Origin of the sequence: Citrobacter sp. Cb080 (assembly GCF_030334745.1) — a bacterium.
GTDB classification, from domain to species: Bacteria; Pseudomonadota; Gammaproteobacteria; order Enterobacterales; family Enterobacteriaceae; genus Citrobacter; species Citrobacter braakii.
Genome location: NZ_JAOWDG010000030.1, coordinates 41,572 through 67,692 on the forward strand (window position 1 = coordinate 41,572; position 26,121 = coordinate 67,692).

Annotated in this window: 19 protein-coding genes and 1 tRNA gene; 12 read left to right on the forward strand and 8 right to left on the reverse strand. The window is 49.5% G+C overall.

What is annotated here, in order from left to right:
- Positions 1 to 38: 38 nt before the first annotated feature.
- Positions 39 to 1,070, reverse strand: coding sequence for an isoaspartyl peptidase/L-asparaginase family protein (locus tag OGV38_RS05285; protein ID WP_019077319.1), 1,032 nt, complete (start codon positions 1,068 to 1,070; stop codon positions 39 to 41).
- Between the two features lie 316 nt (positions 1,071 to 1,386).
- On the opposite strand from OGV38_RS05285, the gene OGV38_RS05290 reads away from it, so the two are divergent.
- From OGV38_RS05290 to OGV38_RS05325, 8 genes are all read left to right on the forward strand, one after another.
- Positions 1,387 to 2,019, forward strand: a complete 633-nt coding sequence (locus OGV38_RS05290) for an ECs1377 family protein (protein ID WP_019077318.1) — start codon at positions 1,387 to 1,389, stop codon at positions 2,017 to 2,019.
- Between the two features lie 342 nt (positions 2,020 to 2,361).
- A complete protein-coding gene (locus OGV38_RS05295; protein WP_286473018.1) occupies positions 2,362 to 3,531 on the forward strand; it encodes a PDDEXK-like family protein in 1,170 nt (389 codons plus the stop codon).
- A 101-nt stretch (positions 3,532 to 3,632) separates the two neighbouring features.
- Positions 3,633 to 6,068 (forward strand): EcoAI/FtnUII family type I restriction enzme subunit R, encoded by a 2,436-nt coding sequence (gene hsdR, locus OGV38_RS05300; RefSeq protein ID WP_104651195.1) that lies wholly within the window; start codon positions 3,633 to 3,635, stop codon positions 6,066 to 6,068.
- 73 nt (positions 6,069 to 6,141) lie between these two features.
- Complete coding sequence (locus tag OGV38_RS05305) at positions 6,142 to 7,614, forward strand: N-6 DNA methylase (protein WP_286473019.1); 1,473 nt, start codon at positions 6,142 to 6,144, stop codon at positions 7,612 to 7,614.
- A complete protein-coding gene (locus OGV38_RS05310) occupies positions 7,614 to 9,404 on the forward strand; it encodes a restriction endonuclease subunit S (RefSeq protein WP_003028209.1) in 1,791 nt (596 codons plus the stop codon). The genes OGV38_RS05305 and OGV38_RS05310 overlap by 1 nt, the downstream gene beginning before the upstream one ends.
- A gap of 156 nt (positions 9,405 to 9,560) precedes the next feature.
- Positions 9,561 to 10,664, forward strand: a complete 1,104-nt coding sequence (locus OGV38_RS05315; protein WP_003028207.1) for a DUF8606 domain-containing protein — start codon at positions 9,561 to 9,563, stop codon at positions 10,662 to 10,664.
- Between the two features lie 11 nt (positions 10,665 to 10,675).
- Positions 10,676 to 11,638 (forward strand): ankyrin repeat domain-containing protein, encoded by a 963-nt coding sequence (locus OGV38_RS05320; protein ID WP_003028204.1) that lies wholly within the window; start codon positions 10,676 to 10,678, stop codon positions 11,636 to 11,638.
- A gap of 110 nt (positions 11,639 to 11,748) precedes the next feature.
- Positions 11,749 to 12,204: a hypothetical protein gene (locus OGV38_RS05325; RefSeq protein WP_003028202.1), complete on the forward strand. Its 456-nt coding sequence runs from the start codon at positions 11,749 to 11,751 to the stop codon at positions 12,202 to 12,204.
- 405 nt (positions 12,205 to 12,609) lie between these two features.
- Here the strand turns inward: OGV38_RS05325 and OGV38_RS05330 are convergent, their stop codons facing one another.
- The 6 genes from OGV38_RS05330 to OGV38_RS05355 all read right to left on the reverse strand — a co-directional run bounded on the left by OGV38_RS05330 (position 12,610) and on the right by OGV38_RS05355 (position 19,320).
- Complete coding sequence (locus OGV38_RS05330) at positions 12,610 to 15,369, reverse strand: TOPRIM and DUF927 domain-containing protein (protein ID WP_003028200.1); 2,760 nt, start codon at positions 15,367 to 15,369, stop codon at positions 12,610 to 12,612.
- A gap of 116 nt (positions 15,370 to 15,485) precedes the next feature.
- Positions 15,486 to 15,686, reverse strand: coding sequence for a helix-turn-helix transcriptional regulator (locus tag OGV38_RS05335; RefSeq protein WP_003028198.1), 201 nt, complete (start codon positions 15,684 to 15,686; stop codon positions 15,486 to 15,488).
- 108 nt (positions 15,687 to 15,794) lie between these two features.
- The gene (locus OGV38_RS05340) at positions 15,795 to 16,673 is read right to left on the reverse strand and encodes a hypothetical protein (RefSeq protein WP_003028196.1); all 879 of its coding nucleotides are present in this window, start codon (positions 16,671 to 16,673) and stop codon (positions 15,795 to 15,797) included.
- 91 nt (positions 16,674 to 16,764) lie between these two features.
- Positions 16,765 to 18,042: a tyrosine-type recombinase/integrase gene (locus tag OGV38_RS05345; protein ID WP_003028195.1), complete on the reverse strand. Its 1,278-nt coding sequence runs from the start codon at positions 18,040 to 18,042 to the stop codon at positions 16,765 to 16,767.
- 186 nt (positions 18,043 to 18,228) lie between these two features.
- Positions 18,229 to 18,303, reverse strand: a tRNA-Arg gene (locus tag OGV38_RS05350).
- Between the two features lie 75 nt (positions 18,304 to 18,378).
- A complete protein-coding gene (locus OGV38_RS05355) occupies positions 18,379 to 19,320 on the reverse strand; it encodes a formate/nitrite transporter family protein (protein WP_047416338.1) in 942 nt (313 codons plus the stop codon).
- Positions 19,321 to 19,608: 288 nt separating this feature from the next.
- On the opposite strand from OGV38_RS05355, the gene mlaA reads away from it, so the two are divergent.
- Positions 19,609 to 20,364: a phospholipid-binding lipoprotein MlaA gene (gene mlaA, locus OGV38_RS05360; RefSeq protein ID WP_286473021.1), complete on the forward strand. Its 756-nt coding sequence runs from the start codon at positions 19,609 to 19,611 to the stop codon at positions 20,362 to 20,364.
- Positions 20,365 to 20,423: 59 nt separating this feature from the next.
- Here the strand turns inward: mlaA and fadL are convergent, their stop codons facing one another.
- A complete protein-coding gene (fadL, locus tag OGV38_RS05365) occupies positions 20,424 to 21,704 on the reverse strand; it encodes a long-chain fatty acid transporter FadL (RefSeq protein WP_016157062.1) in 1,281 nt (426 codons plus the stop codon).
- Between the two features lie 371 nt (positions 21,705 to 22,075).
- Between fadL and OGV38_RS05370 the strand changes: the two genes are divergently transcribed.
- The 3 genes from OGV38_RS05370 (at position 22,076) to fadJ (ending at position 25,994) form a co-directional block, all read left to right on the forward strand.
- Complete coding sequence (locus OGV38_RS05370; RefSeq protein ID WP_003834838.1) at positions 22,076 to 22,360, forward strand: YfcZ/YiiS family protein; 285 nt, start codon at positions 22,076 to 22,078, stop codon at positions 22,358 to 22,360.
- Positions 22,361 to 22,536: 176 nt separating this feature from the next.
- Positions 22,537 to 23,847 (forward strand): acetyl-CoA C-acyltransferase FadI, encoded by a 1,311-nt coding sequence (fadI, locus tag OGV38_RS05375; RefSeq protein ID WP_016153879.1) that lies wholly within the window; start codon positions 22,537 to 22,539, stop codon positions 23,845 to 23,847.
- On the forward strand, positions 23,847 to 25,994 hold the full coding sequence (fadJ, locus tag OGV38_RS05380) for a fatty acid oxidation complex subunit alpha FadJ (RefSeq protein ID WP_286473023.1): 2,148 nt from the start codon (positions 23,847 to 23,849) through the stop codon (positions 25,992 to 25,994). Before fadI ends, fadJ begins: the two co-directional genes overlap by 1 nt.
- The last annotated feature ends 127 nt before the right edge of the window (positions 25,995 to 26,121 follow it).

A 26,121-nucleotide genomic window follows, 5' to 3' on the forward strand; every position in this document is an offset into this window, starting at 1 on the left:
TATACCGGGTCGGTTCATCCCCTGGCGGGGAAATAGTATTAACGATAAATGGCTACAACGGGTTTTCCGTCATCGCCTATGGTTCCCCGGTACATACCTTCAGAGTTGAAGGACATGGTGTAATTACCGGCTTTATCAAGCACAATTACTCCACCGCTGCCATTCAGCGCCTTAACTTCATCCAGAGCATTCTGCGCTGCGTCTTTTAAAGGGGTATTGCGGTATTTCACCTGGGCTGCAATGTTATACGCGGTCAGCGTGCGGATAAACATTTCTCCTGAGCCGGTTGCGGATACCGCCACGGTTTCATTGTCGGCATAATTTCCTGCGCCAATGATAGGTGAATCCCCCACACGTCCGTAACGTTTGTTGGTCATTCCGCCTGTAGACGTTCCGGCAGCGAGATTACCGTCTTTATCCAGAGCAACAGCGCCGACAGTGCCATATTTATAGTCATACATCATCGGGTCAGCGAACAGGGCTGCGCTCTTTCCATCGTGATCAAGGAGCACTTTTTCTTTTTTGATTGCATTCTGTAATTGCTGCCAGCGAAAATCTGTTTTGAAATAAGCAGGATCAACGGTTGCGAGTCCCTGTTCTTTTGCAAAGGTATCCGCGCCTGTCGAGACCATGAGAACGTGCGGGCTTTGAGTCATAACGGCATACGCCGCATTAATTGGGTTTTTAACCGTGGTTACACCGGCAACGGCACCGGCTTTTCGGGTTTTCCCATCCATAATGGACGCATCCAGTTCATTGCGGCCATCGTGGGTAAACACGGCACCTTTACCTGCATTGAAGAGAGGGGAATCTTCCATCACATTAATCGCTTTCTGAACGGCTTCCAGGCTGCTACCGCCTTTATTCAGAACCGCATAACCTGCATTCAGAGCTTCAGTGAGTTTTTCTGTATACTGCTTTTCCTGTTCTGGTGTGATGGTATCTTTTGTAATGGTACCGGCACCACCATGGATCACCAGCCTTATCGGCGATTGCGCGTCTCCCCATGCGGGAGCTGTCAGTAAGGTACAAAGGGTCAAAGTAGCGATACTGGTCTTGATTCTGATCATATGAATAAATTCCTTTTTTCTGAGTGATGAATCATTTCCGATAATGTTTCTCATTACCGGTATTAATCAGCCTGTTTATGGAGAACTTATTCCTGACAAACTGGCTAAAGATTAATCATGGCTATACTTCAATAATCATAATTTTGGTTAATTGATTTTAGTCAAAATATATTTTTAATGATTGATTTATCAAAAATGAAGCGTTTCCGCAGAAGTTTCTATCATTCCACTGACCATACTCGCAGGCTTCCGGTTGCAGTCTGTCGCTGGTAAAGTGAGCAACCAATACCGAGATGTGGCCAGAAGGGAATTCCGAGTGACCGAACGTATTGATTATCAGACTGAAAAATACAGCTTTACTGAGGCGACTGAAAGTTCCCGTCTGGCTGGCCAGTGGGCTGATGTTATTGCTGAATGTCGGGAAATGAAGGCGGGTCCGCAAGAGCGTCTGCGTATTGCGTTATTGAATGTGGACTATGTGACCAGCTTTGAGCTGCCTTTCCGCTTGTTATTACTCCGTACCCCGCAACTGATTGCCAGCGTTCGTGAAGAGCTGCAGCTTAGTCAGAAAAACGTAATCTTTAACGGCAAACGCTTTGGTTGTGTTTACAGCCTGAAAGCGAGTCTCGGCGGGATACCGGATGAATTTCAGTACCGCCTGTCGCATCGTATTCGACGCATTAATCGTGCAGGTTCAAGCGAAGCGCCATATCAGCAAATTGCTAAAACGGTGAAAGCACCGCGTGAGCGTCTGAAGCTGGCACTGGAATCAGGCCTTGATGTCACTGCTTTGGACGGGCTTTTCTGGTTTGGCAGCCAACGTATTGCTGCTGACGTACTGAGGCTGAGAAAATCAGGGATGCGGATAGCTACTGAGCAGACAATGGTGTCCGACAATCTTACTGCAACGGTGAGGAATGTGCCGTTTTATCGCCTGGCTCAGGGATGAACTGACAGGTAAATGAAAGGATTTAGCCGGATGCATTAAATTAAAAGTGTCCCTGCAGGAATCGAATGAAGGTTTAATTGATTGATATTTTGGTGTTTATAAACTTAATTTTTGTTGAATACCATCACAGATACCATCAGGTGATTGTGACAACTCCAATTCTGGGTATCTCGAGAATAGAACCTGGGAAAGTGACCTGCATTGAATTTACTCCCTACCTTTTTATGAGCGGGTCATCCCATCGGTTCGGTTTGTGAACTGTTACTATAGCCATGTCGAACAACGGAAGATGGCAGAGGGAATATGGTGAGTCATCATTGGCTGGACCAAATGACAGAATGCTTGAAAGAAGCCCGAAAGAAACATGAAGACCTCAACAAAAAAGATGCTATTGAGTTTAACGTCTTTCGGTATATCACTGCTGACGAAAATGGTCTTTCACGCATCATTGCGGATTTGCTAAACGTGAACGATGTCCATGGTCAGCAAGCCCTCTTTCTAAGTAGCTTTCTGGAATTGATTGGAAGAGGGTCATGGGATGCAACATCTTGCAGATTTGTACAGTGTGAGCAGCAAACCGATGCCCTGGGCACTAAACGTCGAATTGATATCGTCGTACAGGGGGAGCGATGGACTTTAGGGATAGAGAACAAACCCAGTGCAGCCGATCAACCTAACCAGGTTTTGGACTATCTCCACGAGTTAAGGAAGCGCCGCAGCATACTAAACGAGACTTTGCTCATTTACCTAACTCCTGAAGGGAGCAGGCCAAGCCTGATTAGTATTGATGAGTACCAATGTGATGCCGCTCTTCAGTCTGGTGAACTTGTCCTCCTGTCTTATCAAAGCATTGTTGCGTGGCTGGATGGGTTATGCAAAAACGATGCGGTACCTTATCGTGTGCGAGTCTTTTTATTCGATTTACAGCGTTTTATTTCGGCGAATGTGCTGAATTGTAGGGAGGGGAAGGTTGTGGATGTGTTGTTAGACAAAATCTTTAACGACGATTCAACGCTGGATACAACGTTAAGCTTATTGAGCCTGCAAAATAGCATTTATCAAACCCTGACTAAAAAAGCGACTGCGGATTTGATACCACCGGCAGGCTGGGAAGTGTGTCGAAAATTATATCCAGATTACGGGATCGGATTACGGCCGCCAGAGGCCATTGGCTGGCACTACTGCATCGAGCCTGCCAAAGGGAGTTACCAGGATTGGAGTTACGGTATTAAGCTTGATAGCGCGTCGAACCCTACTGAATCCGCTTTGCTGGCTGCGCAACAACTCAAAATAGATTTCCCTACAGGGGCAAAATCTAGTGCCTGGTGGCCTTGGTGGCGAAGCTTTAATGGGTATCTGCCGCATGACCTTGATCCCACTGAATACAGGGATTGGCTCACAAGTAATCGTGCCTGGCTTGATATGAACAATGGTGAGTTTTCGAGACGCTGTGTCGATTTGTTTATTCGGCTGCATGAGTCGGTTAGCAGCGGAAGTTCTTTTAACATGTAAGGTCTTTTCAACTGACAGCCCAAAACATCGTTTCAGGTCATTACGTCATGCACTAATCTGTGTAAAATCAGAGCTAACCCAATATCGTGGAGTGCTCTGCTATGGCTGGCGTAAACAAAACTCATCTGACCGAAACGGACGTCATTACCAAATTCATCCTGCCCGCGATTAAAGACGCGGGCTGGGATGTGATGTCGCAGATCCGCCAGGAAGTGAAGCTCCGCGATGGTAAAGTGGTGGTGCGCGGCAAGCTGGCCGCGCGTCTAACCGTAAAATCAGCGGACATTGTGCTTTACCATAAGCTGGGATTACCGCTTGCCGTCATAGAGGCTAAAGCCAATAAGCATGAGATTGGCAAAGGGATGCAGCAAGGGCTGGATTACGCTCGCTTGCTCGACGTGCCTTTTGTTTTTGCCTCTAATGGCGATGGTTTTATCTTCCACGATAAAACGAATCCCACCCAGCTTGAATCAGAAATCACGCTCAACGATTTCCCAACGCCGGAACAGCTGTGGAATAAATACTGCGTCTGGAAAGGTTTCACCGCTGAGCAATTGCCGGTGATCAGTCAGGATTACCACGAAGGCAAATCAGGCAAGTCCCCGCGTTACTACCAGCTCCAGGCAATCAATAAAACAGTAGAGGCCGTATCTGCCGGGCAAAAACGGGTATTACTGGTGATGGCCACTGGAACCGGGAAAACGTATACAGCCTTTCAAATTATATGGCGTTTATGGAAAGCAAAAAATAAGAAACGCATTCTGTTCCTTGCTGACCGCAATATCCTGGTCGATCAGACTAAAATTAATGACTTCCAACCTTTTGAAAGCGCGATGACAAAAATCACCGGGCGCACCATCGACCCGGCCTATGAAATTCAACTGGCACTCTACCAGGCTATCACCGGCCCCGAAGAGCATCAGAAAGCGTTTAAACAGGTTGCCCCTGATTTCTTTGACCTGATTGTGATTGACGAATGCCATCGCGGCAGCGCGTCGGAAGACAGCGCCTGGCGTGAAATCCTCGAATACTTCAGCAGCGCTACGCAAATTGGCCTGACCGCCACGCCGAAAGAAACCGAAGAAGTCTCCAGCACCGACTACTTTGGTGAGCCGGTTTACACCTATTCGCTCAAAGAAGGCATCGAAGATGGTTTCCTTGCCCCTTACAAAGTGGTGCGTGTGGATATTGATGTCGACTTACAGGGTTGGCGGCCAACCAAAGGGCAGGTTGATAAACACGGTGAACTGATTGAAGACCGTATTTATAACCAGAAAGATTTTGACCGCACGATGGTCATTGATGAGCGCACCTGGCTGGTGGCACAAACCATCACTGACTATCTGAAACGCACCAACCCGATGGATAAAACCATCGTTTTCTGTAACGACATCGATCACGCCGATCGTATGCGCCGGGCGCTGGTCAACCTGAATCCGGAGCAGGTGGCAAAGAACGAAAAGTACGTGATGAAAATCACTGGCGACGACGATATCGGCAAAGGGCAACTGGATAACTTCATCAACCCGAAGAAAGCCTACCCGGTTATCGCCACCACCTCAGAATTGATGAGTACCGGTGTGGATGCGCAGACCTGCAAACTGGTGGTTCTGGACCAGAACATTCAGTCGATGACCAAATTTAAGCAGATCATCGGGCGCGGCACGCGTATCAACGAAAAATTCGGCAAGCTGTGGTTCACCATTCTCGATTTCAAAAAAGCGACCGAGCTATTTGCGGACGAACGCTTCGACGGCGTACCAGAGAAAGTGATCCGTACCACGCCGCAGGATATTACCGATCCTGAATCTGATTTCGACGACCAGCTTGAAGACGAAACGCCAGAGCACGAATTACCTGATTTGATAAATGGCGTCGATGAAACACCTGCCATCTATGACCCAACATCAGGTAACGGCAGTGGGGTTTTTGAAGAAGACGACGAAAACAAAATCCGTAAGTTCCACGTCAACGGCGTCACTGTAAAAGTGCTGGCAAAACGCGTTCAGTATTACGACGCGGATGGCAAACTGGTGACCGAATCCTTCCAGGACTACACCCGCAAAACGCTGCTCAAAGATAAAGACTACGCATCGCTTGATGACTTCATCCGTAAGTGGCACTCTGCGGACCGCAAACAGCTCATCATCAATGAGCTTGAGCAGCTCGGAGTGCTTTGGGATGTGCTGGCCGAAGAGGTGGGGAAAGATCTCGACCCGTTCGATTTGCTGTGCCACGTGGTTTACGGCCAGCAACCGTTGACGCGCAAAGAGCGCGCCGACAACGTGCGCAAGCGGAACTACTTCACCAAATACTCCGGGCCTGCGCAGAACGTATTGAATACGCTGCTGGATAAGTACGCCGATGAAGGTGTGCAGGAGATTGAGGACATCCAGGTGTTGAAGCTGAAACCATTCGATTCGCTCGGTCGCCCGCTGGAAATTATCAAAAGCAGCTTTGGTAGCAAACAGGCTTACGAAGATGCCGTGAACGAACTGGAAAGTGAAATCTACCAGTTGCCACCACGCACTGCCTGATAACCAACCCTTATTCTGCCACCTGGCGCTGACGGCTCCCGGTGGCATCCTTTTTAAAGAATGGAAAGAAAATATGTCGATTAGCTCAGTCATTAAATCCCTGCAGGACATCATGCGCAAAGACGCAGGCGTGGACGGCGATGCCCAGCGTCTGGGACAGCTTTCCTGGCTGCTGTTCCTGAAGATTTTTGATACCCAGGAAGAAGAGCTGGAACTGGAGCAGGATGACTACCGTCTGCCGATCCCGGAACGTTATTTGTGGCGCACCTGGGCGGCAGACAGCGAAGGCATTACCGGCGATGCATTACTGGAATTCGTCAACGATGATCTGTTCCCAAAACTAAAAAACATGACCGCGCCGATGGATACCAACCCGCGCGGCTTTGTAGTGAAACAAGCATTCAGTGACGCCTACAACTACATGAAAAACGGCACGCTGCTGCGTCAGGTGATCAACAAGCTCAACGAAATCGACTTTAGCAGCAGCCAGGAACGTCATCTGTTTGGCGACATCTACGAACAGATCCTGCGAGACCTGCAAAGCGCCGGGAATGCGGGTGAATTCTATACCCCGCGTGCCGTGACGCGCTTTATGGTCAACCGTATCGACCCGAAACTGGGTGAGTCAATTATGGACCCGGCCTGTGGAACGGGCGGCTTTCTTGCTTGTGCGTTCGATCATGTGAAAGAGCATTACGTCAACACCACCGAAGACCACAAAACCCTGCAACAGCAGATCCACGGCGTGGAGAAAAAACAACTTCCGCACCTGTTGTGTACCACCAACATGCTGTTGCACGGCATTGAAGTACCGGTGCAAATCCGGCACGACAACACGCTCAACAAACCGCTCTCCTCATGGGACGAACAGCTAGACGTGATTATCACCAACCCGCCGTTTGGTGGCACCGAAGAAGACGGCATTGAGAAAAACTTTCCGGCAGAGATGCAGACCCGTGAAACCGCCGATCTGTTCCTGCAACTGATTATCGAAGTGTTGGCAGACAAAGGCCGTGCGGCGGTGGTATTGCCGGACGGCACGCTGTTTGGCGAAGGTGTGAAAACCAAAATCAAAAAGCTGCTTACCGAAGAGTGCAATCTGCACACCATCGTGCGGTTGCCAAACGGCGTGTTTAACCCGTACACCGGCATCAAAACCAACATACTGTTCTTCACCAAGGGCCAGCCAACCAAAGACGTCTGGTTCTACGAGCACCCGTACCCGGCGGGCGTGAAGAACTACAGCAAAACCAAACCGATGAAGTTTGAAGAGTTCCAGACCGAAATCGACTGGTGGGGCAATGAAGCTGACGGTTTTGCCAGCCGCGAGGAGAACAACCAGGCGTGGAAAGTCAGTATCGACGACATCATCTCCCGCAACTTCAATCTTGATATCAAGAACCCCTATCAGGGTGAAACCATCAGCCACGACCCGGACGAGTTGCTGGCGAAGTTCCAGACGCAGCAGTCGGAAATCAGCGAGCTGCGCAACCAGCTTCGCGATATCCTCGGTGCCACACTGGCGGGCAACAAGGAGGCGAACTGATGACCGTTGAGAATTTAATCACCGACCATATCGATATCTGGTCTTCTGCGCTGCAAACCCGCTCCACTGCCGGGCGCGGCAGTAATGGAAAAATTGACCTCTATGGCATCAAGAAACTGCGTGAGCTGATTCTGGAACTGGCGGTACGCGGCAAACTGGTGCCGCAGGACCCGAATGATGAACCAGCGTCAGAGCTGTTAAAGCGTATCGCCGCAGAGAAAGCAGAGCTAGTGAAGCAGGGTAAAATTAAAAAGCAGAAGCCCCTGCCGGAAATTAGCGAGGATGAGAAGCCTTTTGAATTGCCGGAGGGGTGGGAATGGGTGAGGCTGAATGATCTTGCTCCAATGTCGCTATTTGATGGCGATTGGATTGAGAGCAAAGACCAAGACCCTCAAGGTAACTATCGCTTAATTCAATTAGCCGACATTGGAGTTGGTGAGTTTAAAGATAAGTCGGAGAGATATATTAACGCCGAAACTTTCTCTAGGCTCAATTGTAATCAGTTATCTATGGGGGACATTCTTATTGCACGTCTTCCTAGCCCAATTGGTCGGGCTTGTATTTATCCCGGACTAAATCAGCCTGCAATTACCGTTGTTGATGTTGCTATATTGCGCCCTTCAATAAATTATAAAACTGAATATTTAGTTAACGCTATAAATAGCAATGTTTTTAGAGAGCAGGTAGAGTCATTCGGTAAAGGTGCTACTCGTTTTAGAATTGCAACTGGTCATCTCAAATCTTTACTTATTCCAGTATCCCCGTTCAATGAGCAAAATCGACTTGTTGCAAGAGTCTATGAACTTCTGTCCCTTTGCGACCAACTGGAGCAGCAATCTCTGACCAGTCTGGACGCGCATCAGCAACTGGTGGAAACCCTGCTGGCAACGCTGACCGACAGCCAGAATGCCGAAGAACTTGCCGAAAACTGGGCGCGAATTAGCCAGCATTTCGACACGCTGTTTACCACTGAAGCGAGTATCGATGCGCTTAAGCAAACTATTCTGCAACTGGCGGTAATGGGTAAGCTGGTGCCGCAAGATCCTAACGACGAACCAGCTTCTGAACTGCTTAAACGTATTGAACAGGAAAAAGCACAACTGGTAAAAGAAGGGAAAATAAAAAAACAAAAACCTTTTCCGTCAATTAGTGATGATGAGAAACCGTTTGAATTACCGCAGGGATGGGAATGGTGTCGTATTGGTGAAATCATTGTAAATATGGATGCTGGTTGGAGTCCCTCGTGTTCTCCTGAACCATCGCCAAATGAAAATATTTGGGGAGTATTAAAAACTACTGCAGTGCAAAGTTTGGAATATAGAGAACAGGAAAATAAAACTTTGCCAAGTAGTAAACTGCCCCGACCTCAATATGAGGTTCATGATGGTGATATCTTAGTTACAAGAGCAGGACCAAAGAACAGAGTTGGTGTTTCGTGTTTAGTTGAAAAAACACGATCCAAGTTAATGATATCGGACAAAATCATCAGGTTTCATTTAATTTCTGATGAGATATCAGCGAAATATATTTCATTATGCCTTAACTGTGGGGTGACAGCTGATTATTTGGAAGCATCGAAGTCTGGTATGGCTGAGAGCCAAATGAATATATCTCAAGAAAATTTGAGGTCAGCACCGGTAGCTCTTCCTCCTACAGCAATCCAATTGAAGGTGATATCCACTATTGAAGACTTTTTCAAAGTATGTGACCAACTTAAGTCCCGTCTGCAAGCCGCCCAACAAACCCAGCTTCACCTGGCGGATGCGCTCACAGAGGCAGCATTAAACTAAGCGCCTGTCCACCAGGCTATTTTATTCGCCATTTTGGCCCTGGGCAGTGCTCAGAATCCTCACGTACTACGTGTACGCTCCGGTTCTTCCACGCTGTCCTAGTCCAAACTGGCTTCAACAATAACGCCAGCTGGATCAGGCGTTAAGGAAGAGACGATGCCGGTTCATCATGCTATCTGGCGGGTAGGGGAGAATCCTCAGCCGCTGATCATCAGCAAACTCGCCAGTGAGCAACTGCTGGAGAGGATGATTTTAACTGATCCCACCATCCTCTCCGATCAGTGGATGATCATCGGCCATCAGGAAAATACGCTCGATAAAGGGCGTATCGATCTGCTGGCGATTGCGCCGGATGCCTCGCTCATCCTGATTGAACTGAAGCGCGATCGCACTCCGCGAGAAGTGGTCGCGCAGGCGCTGGATTACGCCTCCTGGGTGGATGACTTATCCCCGGAGCGTCTTTCGCAGATCTACGAAAATTTTTCCGGCGGCAATCTTGGCGACGCATTCAGACAACGTTTTAACGTTGAACTCGAAGACGACGCCATCAACAAGTCACACCAGATAATTATTGTCGCAGCAGAGTTGGACCCTTCAACTGAACGCATCGTCGATTATCTGAGTAAATACGGAATCTCAATTAACGTCCTGTTCTTCAAGGTGTTCCAGCACGGTGACGAACAGTTTTTAAGCCGCGCCTGGCTTATTGACCCAAGCGAAACGCAAACCAATGCCGCGCAGGCCACTGCCACCAGCGCCAGTGCAAAAGAACCCTGGAACGGCGAGTTTTACGTATCGTTTGGTGACCCGAAAAGCCGCGTCTGGGAAGAAGCGCGTCGTTACGGATTTATCAGCGCAGGTGGTGGAAGCTGGTACAGCCAAACGTTAAAGCAGCTGCAGCCTGGCAATCGTGTGTGGGTAAAAATCCCGGCAACGGGCTACGTTGGTGTCGGCATCGTGCAGAGCGCCGTTGAACCCGCCAGCAGCTTCACCATTAACACGGAACACGGCGAGAAGTTGGCGATGGATGTCCTCAAATTTGGTGACGGATATCGTGAAAACGCCGACGACCCTGACAAATCAGAATATTTTGTTCCCGTGAAATGGCTGGAAACCCGTGCAGAAAGTGACGCGGTGAACGAGGTCGGATTCTTCGGCAATCAGAACACGGTCTGCAAGCCTACCACGCCGAAATGGCGTCATACGGTGGATAAGCTAAAACGTATTTTTTTACGTTGGGATGCTGAACGGGCAGAGTAAGAGAGGCTGGAATGAGGTCTGTTAACGATAAAGTATTAAAACTCGCTTTCCAGGGAGAATGGGAAATGCTTTTGCCCATTCTTGGTGATTATCCTCATCTGGTCAATCTTCCCAGTGAACCTAAAGGCTACACCCCGTTGCATCAGGCGGCATGGCATGGGGCTAATTTGTCGGTGATAGGGGAATTGTTATCTCTTGGGGCCGAGCGAAGTGCGACAACGAACACTAAGCGGCAGACGGCTTATGACATCGTGGTCGAAAAGCACAACAGACCCGAACTGGAGTATCTTCTTTTCCCACAAAAAGAGACTCTCGCGCAAATCATCAGAAAAGTCGTTGCCACTGAACGGCAATTGTTCACTGATTATGATGGCAACCAAATTTTGGTCGATAAAATGATTTCGGCTTCAGGTGTTGAGCCATGTCCTGATGACCTTAGCGAACTGGATACCAGGCTAAATCACCTCTTTTTTGCGTTGACGGGTAAAGCGATATCAACGACTGAAGCCATTCACTTTGATGTGGCTGAAGGTTTTACATTCATGGTAGAGGCTGATTTTTTCAGGCAGATATTTTTCCCATTGGTACATAAGGTTGCGGCAAAAAAGATTAGCTTTCCGGAACGTGAATGGGCTGTTGTATCTGACTTGTTTGATCCTGCGCCAACCCAGTGGGGATCGCGCGGGAGTCTCTTCTTATGGTTGGAAATGCGCAAGGCTTTGTGTCAGGTGAGTATCCCGGAAGATGAAGACGAGTTGGCAAATATCATCGCGGCGGCATTCCAGGCATTGACTGGAAGATCATTAATTCATCGGGTAGGGGAAGATGAGTTTTTTGTAAAACGGTTTAGCCGTGGCGGCGGATCTTCAGGCTATGTTTCCTCCCTGTACTGGCTGAATAACGTTATCCCACAGTTGCAAAAAAGACTGTCCTGGATGCAGGTGGTGTGGTTGATATCACCACATGAGGCGTAGTGCTTTTTTTTATTAGGTGCTGAAAGTTGCTTTTGTTGTTTTAGGCTTTTACCTCATCGCTGCAAATTTGCGGCACTTGCTGGTTTTTTTGAATCGTTCGAGAGGAAATTATGAACACAGCAGAATTAGGGCAGTTAGCGGTATTGCACAAATTAACCAGCCTTGGGGCCAGAAATATTGTCGTTCAAAAGGAAGGCAACAAGTCATTCATCTTATTTGAGGCACCCAACGGTAAAACGTGCAAAGTGACGACCCGATCGAAAAAAGCAGGAACATGGCAAACCACAACCAACTATGCTGCCCAGTGTACTCTTGATAAAAAAGATAATGCGTTTTGGGTGTTTGTTGATCTCGGACGAGAGCCGAATACTTTCTATATTACGCCGCTGTCGTGGATCAGGAATGATATTTATGAGGCTCATTTGGCGTATCTGGATAAGCATGGTGGGCACCGTGCGCAGAATGATGAGTCGACGCATCATTCTATTTCGGTAAAACGCATTGCTGGCTGGAAAAATGCTTGGGGAGAAATGGGCTTGAGTGAGTCTGCAAATAATTCTGCATAACTGGCATCACCTGAAAGGTTACGTTAAGCAGCTATCAGCCACTCGTACGCTGAAATCTGTGTGGCCATTTTTCAAAGCCGTCATACCTCACCTGATTTTTACTGATAGTAAGCACAGTAGTGTTGGTTCTGTTGGTTTAGTCGGTTCAATGCCCGGCAGGCCTTGCCAACACCGGGTTTTGCTGAACCAACATTGGTGATGCTGAGCTGGTTCAGCGGGACTTTCTGTTGGTTTACTGCCTGCCAGAGGGAATGTCAGTATTACTAATTATTGATTCAAAACGGATATTTGTTGGTTCAGCGCTGGTTCAATATGCGAATTAAAATCCTTATAAAACAATGAGCATTTTATATTGAACCGACTGAGCTAACTGAACCAACACCCTTTTTACGTATGTGAAAAATGCTATTCCTCAGATGCGGCGTAGTCCTCTGTCTGGAAGGTCAGGACGTAAACGTTAATCTGCCTTCCGTCGATGCGAGGTGATTTGCGCTGGTAACCTCGCCCGCTCGTAGGAGGGGTCAACATCCCTGAATTTTTCAGAACTTCAGCGAATTGCTTCGGGTTAAAGTTCTGGGCGATCTCTTTTTCAAATGTGCTTCGAAAGGTGTAGTAGATTGTCGGATCGTTTTCGTGCTTCCCTTTCTGACGATACCCCGCCAGATCCTTAATCGGCATATCGGCTGAGCTATAGGGGAACGGTGCAAACCGGCTGAATCCATAGGAATTCAAAAACGCCTCGCACTGTTCAATTATTTGCTGGTGTTCTTTGTTGCCGGTGCCGAACTCGCGTAGCCACGCGTTGTAACTGTGCTGTATTGCATCACGGCAGGTCTGTGCATCCCATCCCGTGACCGCTTCACTCAACTGTAACGCAGCCTCCAGAATGGCAAATCGTGCGGCCACACGATGTACCTGCTCGCCATAGTCGGCAGGAATAAGATTGCGCCAGTGTGCTTCACACTTACGCACGGTATCAATCGCCTGTTGCGAGTGGTCTGCCAGCCATTTTATCCACGACCTTCCAGCGGAACCGTGATGGTGCTGGTATGCTTCTTTGAGTGCGTCGGCATGTTGCTTGCCGTTCGCGTATTCATGAAAGCGCACAGCTTTACTGAGCGGTATATTCAGTAGGCGCACGAGTTGTCCCGCTTTGGTTTTGCGCCCCGCACTGGCTATGAATGTTTCTAAATCCATTTCACCTGTACTGATAGCCACGGTTCGCCAGCGTTTTAAATCGCGGTTGCCGCCTTCCTTCGCGCCCTGCAATTTTCCTACACCGTTAAATAGCGCATAGGCAGACTGCGACACGCTCACCGGGTCAGCTCCCTGTCCGACTTCATCCAGTGGCATTAATCCGTCATTGTGAGCGGCGGCTTCGTTTGCCAGCCCCAATGCCGTTCCGTACCACGTCAGGCGTAATAAATCCGGATTGCCGTATAAGCTGCTCGCCACATTCGCGGTGGTGGTTTTGCCTGCACTCGACTGCTCATAAAAGTGAATGCCGAACCCATCCGCGCCCGTCAGGCCGATTAATGGCGCTGCCAGGGCGGCAGCGACGCCGGTCATCATTGCATAGTTGCCGTATGCCAGACGCGCCACACTGCCACGCCAACTCTCAGTTGTGCCCTGTACGGCATAACCTGCACTTGCGGAGCTGCGACCGCTGAATAAAACAGGCCTGGCAGGTGTGCCGATGATTTCTCCGTCGGGCATGATATATGCCCCGCACTGCCAGCCAGTGGCATAGGTAACACGCCATAGCTCACGTGAGCTGTTGCGCTGTAACCAGTCGGCCAAAATTGCCCTCATATTGCTTTTAGCAGTGACTTTAACCCCGCCTGCTTTCAAAGCGCGCCAGCCTTCTCGCTCTCCAATATCCGCTAGGGGAATGGCAGCGGTCGTCGGTACGTCTGAGCCAAAGGCCAGCCAGCGTAATATCAGATACTGGTCTTTATCGTCGCGTCCGGAGCCGATCACGTCCATTGCTGACGCCAGCCAGTTTTCGTTATTGATAATATTGCCGCTTTCTTTGTCCACCTTTGGCACAATCCAGTACACACCATCCTCCCGGCTCTCGATACGCGGTTTTAACGGGTCTATTTCTGGAGGGCTAGATTTACCTCCCTCAATGGCCTGCAACTCTGGTTTCATGCTTTCTCCCTGTGCTTGGTACATCGAATCGGTAAACATGCAGATGCTCTCAGCTACCCCGTATTGCTGGTGGATGTCGTTCCAGTCGGCTTTATTCTCACCCGGTGGAAGAGCCACCCATCCAGCTACCAAAAGCGCCGCTTTATCTGCGACCGCTTTCCCGGTGTTTGGCTGGTTGTTGTGGTGGTCGTTATCAGCGGCAATAATTATTTTTGCTTGTGGGTACTGCTGACGCATCTGGATGGCGACGTGTAACAGGTTACCGGCATCGACTGCACAGATGGTCAGTGCATCCGGTCGCATTAAGTGAACTGATAAGGCCGTTGCCAGTCCTTCGGCAAGGATCACCTCCTGCGGTTGCTCTGTAGCGTTGATAGCGTGGAATGCTCCGCGTTTGGCTGAATCCACTACAAGACGTTTTTCCCCGCTCGAGGTAATGGTTTGTGCGGCAGTGACCGCACCAGTGTTGTCCACCAGCGGCAGCAGGATCGCGCCATTAGTGAGAAGGGGATAGGTGAGGCCGTTCAGCCCCTTTGATTTCAGATAGTCAGATTCGCCCTGTGTGACATTCTGGCACATCGCTGCATAGCGGCGAGAAAAGGCTAGGCGACGGTGCTCTGTGTCCTGTGCGGCCTGCTCCTGTCGCATTTGCTCACGCTGCAGGCGCTCTGTCTTAAGTAATTTCCGGCGCTCAATGACAGCGCTTAGATTCGTTTGCGATACCCGAAAATCAATACCCAGCACTTCCGCTACCAGCTGCGCGGCCTCTGTCGTGTCGCAGCCATTCACCTTCTTAATCAGATCGAGGCCGTCGCCAGCGCCACACTGATTGCAGATATGAGCCCCGCGCTCGTTGTCGTCGAACCGAAAGCGATCTGTTCCTCCGCACGCCGGGCAGGGGGTATGCCTGAGCGGTGAATCAGAAACTGCGATACTGAGGTCAGACAAAACGGAATGCCATTGCCCGGCAGCGGTATGAGTCACTTCGCGTATAAAGTCGATATTACGCATCGGATTCACCGCTCAAATGTTTGCTAATGATAATTAGCGGTTCACTTTTTTCAGCGTGAGTTTGGCCACTGGCAGTTAAGCCAGATTTTTCTAATTTCATAGTTTTTACTCCAGGGTTAGCTGTGCTTCTTCGAATCCAGCCAGGATCGGATCTCTGCAGCGTCGTAGACAGTGACGCGTTCAGAAAGACGAATGGACTTCGGGAAATCGGGTTTGCTTGTTTCCCAGCGCCAAAGAGTGACAGTGCTGACTTTGAGAAAATCAGCAGTAGCTCGTGGTCGGGCATGCCCGGTGTGAGGGTAGGGTTGTGTAATCATAGGTTTCACCTGCCATGTTATGTCGTTAGTGTAATCATCACGACAAATGTTAGGAGGTGCGTAGAACGATTTAAATACAGGGTAAGCTTACGCAGTAGCAGGGTAAGTTTACTCTGCATTATGTTGAGCAATTTCCTCTTCCTGCATTTCCTTGAGTATTTTACTTATTCCTCTTTGGCTCGAATGAATAAAGCCTCCATAATCATTTCTATATTTCAATGTGGCTGAAGCCCATTTTGTAAAAACCAATTTACCACCTTTGTCGACACATTCACTCCGGTGATTGGCAAGTACCTTTTTAGCCGCAGATTCGAGTCTCTGCCTATTTTTATCATGCCTTGCACTTTGTGTTAGCGATACAGCATTTGGAATAATAGGTTTATCTTCTCGAGGTTTACCCGTGAAATAGCTATCCATTGGCTCACCAAGGATTGTAGCTGTCCAGATTTTTTCGATATCTAACCTTGTTATGAAAAGCTCACTCAATTCAAGTGAAAACTCCTCCTCTCCTTTGTAAATAAAAAAGACAGAGCAAATTTCATCAGATCTACTAACAGGGTGAAATAAATTATGTCCTTTGTGGTTTTTATTTGTTATGAATACTCCATTATTTTCATTTATAATTCCGGAGCTAATAATCCACAATCCATTAATGTACCCTGAAAAATTAAATCCATAACGGGATTGATGGAAATACACACCTTCTTTATGTCCTCGTTTAGAGTTAAAAATAGAACCATAAAAGCTCAACTCGGCTGTGATATTGTACGAGAGGTTATATCGTTCAATATTATCAGCGGCATTTTCGTAAAAGCTAACAGACAAATCACCAGCTAAATTTTTAGGCTCAAAAGCTATTGAGATAGCACCTATTTTATTCCAGTGAATTAAGTCTTCACATTCGCAATTGAGCAATTTAGCAGCTCTTTCGAATGAGCAGTATTCTAAAGGCGCGATTCGGTTCTCTTTCCAGACGTTGCTATCCATCACCTCATCCTCTTGCGCATCTGATAAAAACTGAGGCAGGCATCAGGTGTTACTGCTTTTCGCCTGACCGGGCTAGCCCCAGTTTGTTCGGTTAATTGCCAACAACCCGTAATTTCTTCATGTCATATGGTGCAACATGTTGATCAGAGTTTGCTTCAAGATAGTCTGACCACCACTGCATCATTCGGCGGCGCTCCTGCATGTGCTGCGCCAGATGAACATAAGCCGCACGTACCTCATTACGTTCCTGATGGCTCATTTGCCGCTCTACGGCATCCCGTGACCACAATCCTGATTCGGTAAGAGCAGAGCAGGCCATTGCCCGGAAACCATGTAAGCAAACATCGGCCTGAGTATCATAACCCATAGTACGGAGCGCTTTATTAACCGTGTTCTCACTCATAGGCTTATAGGGGTTGCTATCGCCAGGAAAAATCAGTGTGTACTCATTGCTGATGCTTTTAATCGATTTCAATACGTCAATTGCCTGCGAAGACAATGGTACTGAATGCCCACTGCCCATTTTAGCCCCACGTTCAGAGAATTTTACACCTGCGATTTCTTCTCGCTGACCAGGGATTGTCCACATGGCAGTATCAAAATTTATCTCGTCCCAGCGAGCGTGGCGAAGTTCGCTGGAGCGAACAAACGTATGAAGAGATAGTAATACTGCGAGTTTGGTGAGAGATCTGCCTGTGTATGTTGCAGTTTTCGTCATCAATTCTGGCAGGCGATCCAGAGGAAGGGCGGGGCGGTGTTTAGTTTTAGGACTCGTCAAAGCACCTTTCAGGTCGTGAGCTGGGTTGTACTCGACTATTCCACGCTGAACCGCATAGCGGAATACGCTGCTCATCGTTGTCTTTACTCTTCCCGTAGTAGCACCAATGCCTTGTTCGTTCATGCTGATAAGCAAAGGTAGCAGATCCCGTGTTTTTAAGCTGTCGATGGGTTTACTACCAATGAGAGGAAATATGTGGTTTTCCATTTCCCTCAATATTTTATTACGGGTGATCTCTTTCCACTCAGGATGTCCCATCGTTCCGCCGTGCCACTCACGGGCTATAGCCTCGAAAGTCGGTGACGTTGGTTCAGTGCTTTCAGCTTTTTTTGCTTCACGTGGATCTTTGCCGTCGGCAAGAAGCTGTCTGGCTTCATCTCTGCGTTTACGTGCTGTTGTCAGTGGAACATCCGGATACACGCCCAATGCTAATGTCGCCTGTTTACCAGCAAAGCGATAATTCATGCGCCAGTATTTGCCACCCGTTTTTTTGACCAAGAGGTACAGACTGCCACCATCGGTTATTTTGTAATCGGTGTCTCGTGGCTTGGCATTCTCGATCTGTTTGGGTGAAAGCTCGTTTATAGCCATAAATGGCACCCCCTCAAGAGGTAATTGATGGTATCTGGATATCGAACTGATGAATACCATCACTTATACCATCAGAGTGCTGTAATGTCATGAAGGTAATTGAACGCTGTGTAAGTGTGGTTTCTGTTGAAAGGCTTGGTATTGCTGATGTTGTGAAGTGAACTGAAGTGGTGTGAAATGACTTAATGGTGTCCCCTGCAGGAATCGAACCTGCAACTAGCCCTTAGGAGGGGCTCGTTATATCCATTTAACTAAGGGGACGAAGCGGCACGAGTATAGCGTTTTTTACTCACAACGGTAAGCCTCAGGCCGCCCAACTGCTCAAACCGTCACCATTCAAGCCTGTTTTTTCTGGTTTTTCTGCTTTTGCTCATCCCGCCTGGCTTGCAACCTGGCTTCTTCTTTGCGTTTATTGCTCATATCATTGCGGATCTGCGCATGGCTCATCAGCGCGAAGATAAACGTCCCGCCACAGATATTCCCGGCGAGCGTTGGTAGCGCAAAGGGCCAGAAGAAATCACTCCAGTGCAGCGTACCATTAAAGACCAGATAGAGAATTTCCACCGAACCGACGACGATGTGCGTGGTATCGCCCAGCGCAATCAGCCAGGTCATCAGAATAATGACCACAATTTTTGCTGCCCCGGCGGCGGGAAACATCCATACCATTGTGGCAATTAACCAGCCAGAAATGATGGCGTTGGAAAACATCTCCGTTGGCGTGTTTTTCATCACATCCATGCCGATTTTGACAAAAGCATCGCGGGTTTCTTCATCAAAAATCGGCATATGCTCAAATGCCCATGCCGCAACTCCGGTGCCAATAATATTACCCAGCAGAACCACGCTCCACAGGCGCATCAGCAGGCCAAAATTGCCGAGCGTAGGGTTTTGCATTACCGGCAGGACGGCGGTGACGGTATTTTCGGTAAACAGTTGCTGGCGAGCCATAATGACAATTATAAAGCCGAAGGTATAACCGAGGTTCTCCAGCAAAAATCCTCCAGGCACACCTTCCAGTTGCACATGAAAAATTCCTTTAGCCAGTAGCGAGGCGCCCATCGAGAGTCCCGCAGCGATGGCTGACCACAGTAGCGCCATCGCGTCGCGCTCCATTTCTTTCTCCCCATCCTGGCGGATATGTTCATGGATCGCCATGGCGCGGGAGGGGAGTCTGTCCTCATCGACCTCAATCTTTTTACCCTCTAGCTTTTCGTCACTGTCGACCTGGAGTTCGTCGCTGTGCCGATCAATCTTTTCGTTCTCAATGTCATTCATAGCCGAATCCTGAATTAGCACGTATTGCTAAAGCGTAGCGGCTTTTGCCCGAAAATCAGCGGGAGAAAGTCTGAGATAGCAAAAATGGTAACGTTTGTTTTTATTGGGGTAGCTAGAATAGAGCCGCCGCGGAGTACGCATTACCAGGCTATGATCAAATCAGTAACACAGGGTATATAGACATCATTTGACGTGCTGTTACAATCGCTCACATCTAAACAGGCGGATACGTCATCGTTCCGTCATGGATGGCAATCAGCGATAGCCATAATACACAGGGAGACACTTATGAAGCTTCGCCTGTCGGCGCTTGCGCTGGGAACCACACTTTTGGTGGGGTGTGCGAGCTCTGGTACTGAACAGCAGGGGCGTTCGGACCCATTTGAAGGGTTCAACCGCACCATGTACAACTTCAACTTTAATGTTTTAGATCCATACGTTGTTCGACCGGTGGCAGTTGCCTGGCGTGATTATGTCCCGCAGCCGGCGCGTAACGGTTTGAGCAATTTTACCGGCAACCTTGAAGAGCCGGCCGTTATGGTCAACTATTTCCTGCAAGGCGACCCCTATCAGGGGATGGTGCACTTCACCCGTTTCTTCCTGAACACCCTGTTAGGTATGGGCGGATTTATCGACGTGGCGGGTATGGCTAATCCGAAGTTACAGCGTGTTGAACCACACCGTTTTGGTAGTACGTTAGGCCACTATGACGTTAGTTATGGACCGTATATGCAGCTTCCATTCTACGGCAGCTTCACGCTGCGTGATGATGGCGGCGACATGGTGGATACGCTGTATCCGGTACTGTCCTGGCTGACCTGGCCGTTGTCGATAGGTAAATGGACGGTTGAAGGGATTGAAACCCGCGCGCAACTGCTTGATTCCGACGGTCTGCTGCGTCAGTCTTCCGACCCCTACATCATGGTGCGAGAAGCTTACTTCCAGCGTCATGACTTTATTGCGAACGGTGGCAAACTCAAACCAGAAGAAAACCCGAACGCGAAAGATATTCAGGACGATTTAAAAGAGATCGATTCCGAGTAAGGAAGGATGAAAATAAAAAGGTGAGCTAAAAAGCTCACCTTTTTTATATCTGAAGAAAATCAGAATGCGTAGTTGAAGTTGGTACCGAACAGCCAGGCTTTACCTTCAGAATCGAAAGTATATGGGCCTTCTTTGACGGTCACTTTCTGGCCGTGCATATAAGAAACGCCTACGTCAATGGACGCGTCATCATTGAAGGCGTAAGTGGTACCCGCACTCAGCCACAGACGGTCCTGGTCTGGAATGGAGATGGAACGCTTGCTCGCAGGAACCGGGCTATCGTCATAGGCGATACCGGTACGGAAGGTCCAGCTTTTATCCATGTAATAAGTCGTACCCAGCGCGATGCGGTAAGAATCTTTGAACCCTTCTTCTTTATAGAACAGCGTCTGCCCGTTGGTGCCGGTTGCTTTCAGCTCCTGGAACTGACTCCAGCTGGTGTAAGCCATGCTGTAGTGAATAGCCCACTGTGGTGCAACGCGGTTGTAACCCGACAGTTCCCACATTTCCGGTAGGTTAAGCGTCAGAGAACCTGGGACGGTGGCGTTGGTGGTTCCCCAAGGGAACGCCGTGCCTGCGCCAGGTAACGCGTTGGCCTGGGTGCGGATGCCGCTCTTGTAATCGCCATCGAAGTCGATTTTGACTTCAGACCGATACGTTAAACCGTAGCGGTTATTTTTATCCAGCTCGTACAAAATACCGGCGTTCCAGCCGTAACCCCATTCGTCACCTTTCAGGCTGGCAATTTTCTGGCTGACTTTTGGCAATGCAGCAGTTTGTTCACCGGAATAACGCTCAATTTTTGCATCGGCATAGACGGCATTAAAACCAACGCCAAAGCTCCAGCTATCATTCAGACGGTAGGCACCGCTCAGGTTCAGGTTGACCGTTTTAAGATCGGTCTTCCCGCCGTATTCGCCGACGATGTAGTTATCGTTAAATTCGGTTGCCAGGCCATAGTTTGACGTGACAGAAGCCCCCCAACCAAACTGTTCGTTGATCGGCATCACGAAGTGAGCATTGGGAACCCACGCCGTAGGCGCGATGTTGTCCGCATCGGTGCTGCGACCGGTGTATGGCGATTTACCGGAAATATTCACGTCTGGATCGATATACACCGCACCCGCTGAAAAAGTAGGGCGGTCAAACATCATAATCAGCGCCGGGTTACGACTGGCGTTACCTGCATCATCTGCAATAGCGCCTTCACCCGAATATGCCCGGCCAAGGCCAGAGGAAGAAAATTCGTTTAACTGAAAGCCTGCAGACCAGGCCTGTGTGGAGATAATTGCCACTGCGACTGCGAGAGCAGACTTTGTAAACAGGGTTTTCTGGCTCATGACCATAACCTCATTGATTTATTTTTATACAAACAATGTTACATACCGTAACAGGAGCGCGAAGTGTAGGGTCTGAGGTACAACTTAGAAATCAGACCAGTGCCGAGAGTATAGGTCTGACCAGCTGAAATGTTGCAAGTATGTTTATAAATATTTTCAATTCTGATCTCGGAAACGCGATCCAGCTGGCAAAATTGCGGGTATGCACACTCACCTGTTTGGGTGATTTTTGTTTTAGATCATTTTTAAGTGTGATTTCGGTCACTTATCCCATTTCATACAATTAACGACTGGAGAGGCGAATAATGGGAGCGTAAAATATCCCCATCGTTTATCTGGCACCACAGGTGCGAATACAGAGGAAATCTACAATGAGTAAATGCAGTGCTGATGAAACCCCGGTTTGCTGCTGTATGGATGTTGGCACCATCATGGACAACTCCGATTGCACCGCGTCATACAGCCGTGTGTTCGCGAATCGTGCAGAGGCAGAAGAAACGCTGGCCGCTCTGACTGAGAAGGCGCGTGGCGTGGAATCTGAGCCTTGCCAAATCACCTCGACCTTTACTGAAGAGTCTGAAGGTGTGCGTCTGGATATCGACTTTGTTTTTGCCTGTGAAGCTGAAACGCTGATCTTCCAACTGGGTCTGCGTTAATCCCTTCTTTAAAAGCCCTTGTTACCCGGTAGCAAGGGCTTTTTCGTCACTGTCAGTGATTATTCACTGTGTCTTAGCTCCCACTTTCTTTTCTCCCTGCTTGGCTAAATGTAAAAAATTGGTTAAGACTGTGATCAGGTCAGACCACTTATTTTTATTTTTTACAGGGGAGTGTTATGAGTCAGGCTTTACCGCTGGTTACCCGCCAGGGCGATCGCATCGCCATCGTAAGCGGATTGCGTACGCCATTTGCCCGCCAGGCAACCGCGTTTCATGGCATTCCCGCCGTAGATTTGGGGAAAATGGTCGTTGGCGAGCTGCTGGCGCGCAGCGAAATTTCTGCTGATGTGATTGAGCAACTGGTCTTTGGCCAGGTGGTGCAAATGCCCGAAGCCCCAAATATTGCTCGTGAAATCGTGCTGGGAACCGGGATGAATGTGCACACCGATGCCTACAGCGTAAGCCGAGCCTGCGCCACCAGCTTCCAGGCGGTGGCGAATGTCGCGGAAAGCCTGATGGCGGGGACTATTCGCGCAGGAATTGCCGGCGGTGCGGACTCCTCGTCAGTTCTGCCTATTGGCGTTAGCAAAAAGCTGGCGCGGGTGCTGGTGGATGTCAATAAGGCCCGGACCACCGGTCAGCGTCTTAAGCTTTTCTCCCGACTGCGCTTACGTGACCTGATGCCTGTACCGCCAGCCGTCGCCGAGTATTCCACCGGTTTACGCATGGGGGATACGGCCGAGCAAATGGCCAAAACTTATGGGATTACGCGAGAGCAACAGGATGCCCTGGCGCACCGTTCTCATCAGCGCGCCGCTCAGGCGTGGTCTGAAGGAAAACTGGCAGATGAGGTGATGACCACCTACGCGCCACCTTTCAAAGATCCTTTTTCAGAAGATAACAATATTCGCGGCAACTCTACGCTGGCCGATTACGCCAAACTGCGTCCGGCTTTTGACCGAAAGCACGGCACCGTTACCGCGGCGAACAGTACCCCGCTAACGGACGGCGCAGCCGCCGTGATTATGATGACGGAATCGCGTGCGAAAGAGTTGGGGCTGGTGCCGCTGGGATACCTGCGTAGTTTTGCCTTTACCGCCATCGATGTCTGGCAGGACATGCTGTTGGGGCCGGCGTGGTCAACGCCGCTTGCCCTGGAGAGAGCGGGTCTGACCATGGCTGATTTAACCCTGATCGATATGCATGAAGCATTTGCCGCACAAACGCTGGCGAATCTTCAACTGCTGGGTAGCGAACGTTTTGCCCGCGAAGTGCTCGGCAGGGCGCATGCCACGGGCGAGGTCGATGACAGTAAATTTAACGTGCTGGGCGGATCGATTGCCTATGGACACCCCTTCGCCGCCACCGGTGCTCGCATGATCACCCAAACCCTCCATGAGTTACGACGTCGTGGCGGTGGTTTTGGTTTAGTGACAGCCTGTGCTGCAGGTGGGCTGGGTGCGGCAATGGTTCTGGAGGCGGAATAATGGAAATGGCATCGGCTTTTACGCTAAACGTACGTCTGGATAACGTCGCTGTTGTCACCATTGATGTGCCCGGAGAGAAAATGAATACCCTGAAGGCGGAATTTGCCTCTCAGGTTCGGGTCATTCTGAAACAAATTCGCGATAACAAAGCATTACGCGGCGTGGTGTTCATTTCGGCGAAACCCGATAACTTCATTGCCGGGGCGGATATCAACATGATTGGTCGCTGTCGCAGCGCGCAGGAAGCTGAAACGCTGGCACGCCAGGGGCAGCAGATTATGGCGGAAATTAATGCCTTGCCGATCCCCGTTATCGCCGCAATTCATGGCGCCTGTCTCGGCGGTGGCCTGGAGATGGCGCTGGCGTGCCACAATCGTATTTGTACCGATGATGCTAAAACCGTACTGGGTTTACCGGAAGTGCAGCTTGGTCTGCTGCCCGGCTCTGGCGGTACCCAGCGGTTGCCCCGTCTGATTGGCGTCAGTACCGCGCTGGATATGATCCTCACCGGAAAACAACTACGCGCAAAACAGGCGCTGAAAGTGGGTTTAGTGGATGAAGTTGTACCGCATACCATTTTGCTGGAAGCGGCCGTAGAACTGGCCAAAAAGGATAGTCCCGCACACCGTACTCTGCCGGTGCGAGAGCGTGTGCTAGCGGGGCCGCTGGGGCGGGCGCTGTTATTCCGCATGGCCAGTAAAAAGACGGCGCAAAAAACGCAGGGCAACTACCCTGCAACAGAACGTATCCTTGAGGTCATCGAAACCGGCCTGGCGCAAGGCAGCAGCAGCGGTTACGACGCCGAAGCCCGCGCGTTTGGCGAACTGGCGATGACATCTCAGTCTCAGGCGCTGCGGCACATCTTTTTTGCCAACACCGATGTGAAAAAGGATCCCGGAAGTGATGTGAAGCCCGGCCCGCTAAACAGTGTAGGCATTTTGGGCGGCGGTCTGATGGGGGGCGGTATTGCCTATGTGACGGCCTGTAAAGGCGGCTTGCCAGTGCGTATCAAAGATATAAATGCCAAGGGAATCAACCACGCGCTGAAGTACAGCTGGGATCAGCTTGAAACGAAGGTTCGCCGCCGTCATATCAAAGCCAGCGAGCGTGATAAACAGCTGGCGCTGATTTCGGGATCAACCGATTACCGTGGCTTCGCTCATCGCGATCTGGTTATTGAAGCCGTATTTGAAGATCTGGTGTTAAAACAACAGATGGTGGCAGAAGTTGAGCAAAATTGCGCATCTCATACCATTTTTGCCTCTAACACCTCATCTTTGCCGATTGGCGATATTGCGGCGAACGCTGCCAGGCCTCAACAAGTAATTGGTTTGCACTTCTTTAGCCCGGTGGAAAAAATGCCGCTGGTCGAGGTTATCCCGCATGCCACGACCTCTGAGCAGACAATTGCCACAACCGTTAAACTGGCGAAAAAGCAGGGCAAAACTCCGATAGTGGTCAGAGATAAGGCCGGATTTTATGTTAACCGCATTTTAGCGCCATACATTAACGAAGCTATTCGTATGCTGACCGAAGGCGAGCGGGTTGAAGCCATTGACGCCGCGCTGGTTAAGTTTGGTTTTCCGGTCGGGCCAATCCAACTTTTGGATGAGGTCGGAATTGATACGGGCACTAAAATTATACCAGTGCTTGAGGCTGCATATGGAGAACGTTTTAGCGTGCCTGCAAATGTTGTTGCTTCAATTTTGAATGACGATCGCAAAGGTAGAAAAAATGGTCGGGGTTTCTATCTTTATGGAGCGAAAGGGCGTAAAAGCAAAAAACAGGTCGACCCTGCAATTTATACGCTTATTGGCGTCCAGGGGCTGGGCCGACTCACCGCCGCGCAGATCGCTGAGCGGTGCGTCATGTTAATGCTCAATGAAGCAGCACGCTGTTTCGATGAGAAGATTATCCGCAGCGCGCGTGATGGCGATATCGGCGCTGTATTTGGTATTGGTTTTCCGCCCTTCCTCGGCGGCCCGTTCCGGTATATGGATTCGCTCGGCGCGGGTGAAGTGGTTGCTGCTCTGCAACGACTGACCACGCAATACGGCTCGCGGTTTACGCCGTGTGAGCAGTTATTGCAGATGGCGGAACGCGGTGAAAGATTCTGGAGTAATGGGGAAACTGACCTGAATTCATGAGGTCAAAGGTAGGATGAATCCGCACTGAATGTATGGGTCGCGCTCAAAATGTAAACAGAGATTGACTATACTTACGCCGTTGAGGTAAAAAACAGCGTTTCATTCGGTGAATGGATAAGGCACAATG

Coding starts and splice junctions, on each gene's coding strand:
- OGV38_RS05285 (WP_019077319.1), bottom strand. CDS start 1,070: ATGATCAGAATCAAGACCAGTATCGCTACTTTGACCCTTTGTACCTTA.
- hsdR (WP_104651195.1), top strand. CDS start 3,633: ATGGCTGGCGTAAACAAAACTCATCTGACCGAAACGGACGTCATTACC.
- OGV38_RS05305 (WP_286473019.1), top strand. CDS start 6,142: ATGTCGATTAGCTCAGTCATTAAATCCCTGCAGGACATCATGCGCAAA.
- OGV38_RS05310 (WP_003028209.1), top strand. CDS start 7,614: ATGACCGTTGAGAATTTAATCACCGACCATATCGATATCTGGTCTTCT.
- OGV38_RS05315 (WP_003028207.1), top strand. CDS start 9,561: ATGCCGGTTCATCATGCTATCTGGCGGGTAGGGGAGAATCCTCAGCCG.
- OGV38_RS05320 (WP_003028204.1), top strand. CDS start 10,676: ATGAGGTCTGTTAACGATAAAGTATTAAAACTCGCTTTCCAGGGAGAA.
- OGV38_RS05325 (WP_003028202.1), top strand. CDS start 11,749: ATGAACACAGCAGAATTAGGGCAGTTAGCGGTATTGCACAAATTAACC.
- OGV38_RS05330 (WP_003028200.1), bottom strand. CDS start 15,369: ATGCGTAATATCGACTTTATACGCGAAGTGACTCATACCGCTGCCGGG.
- OGV38_RS05335 (WP_003028198.1), bottom strand. CDS start 15,686: ATGATTACACAACCCTACCCTCACACCGGGCATGCCCGACCACGAGCT.
- OGV38_RS05340 (WP_003028196.1), bottom strand. CDS start 16,673: ATGGATAGCAACGTCTGGAAAGAGAACCGAATCGCGCCTTTAGAATAC.
- OGV38_RS05345 (WP_003028195.1), bottom strand. CDS start 18,042: ATGGCTATAAACGAGCTTTCACCCAAACAGATCGAGAATGCCAAGCCA.
- OGV38_RS05355 (WP_047416338.1), bottom strand. CDS start 19,320: ATGAATGACATTGAGAACGAAAAGATTGATCGGCACAGCGACGAACTC.
- mlaA (WP_286473021.1), top strand. CDS start 19,609: ATGAAGCTTCGCCTGTCGGCGCTTGCGCTGGGAACCACACTTTTGGTG.
- fadL (WP_016157062.1), bottom strand. CDS start 21,704: ATGAGCCAGAAAACCCTGTTTACAAAGTCTGCTCTCGCAGTCGCAGTG.
- OGV38_RS05370 (WP_003834838.1), top strand. CDS start 22,076: ATGAGTAAATGCAGTGCTGATGAAACCCCGGTTTGCTGCTGTATGGAT.
- fadI (WP_016153879.1), top strand. CDS start 22,537: ATGAGTCAGGCTTTACCGCTGGTTACCCGCCAGGGCGATCGCATCGCC.
- fadJ (WP_286473023.1), top strand. CDS start 23,847: ATGGAAATGGCATCGGCTTTTACGCTAAACGTACGTCTGGATAACGTC.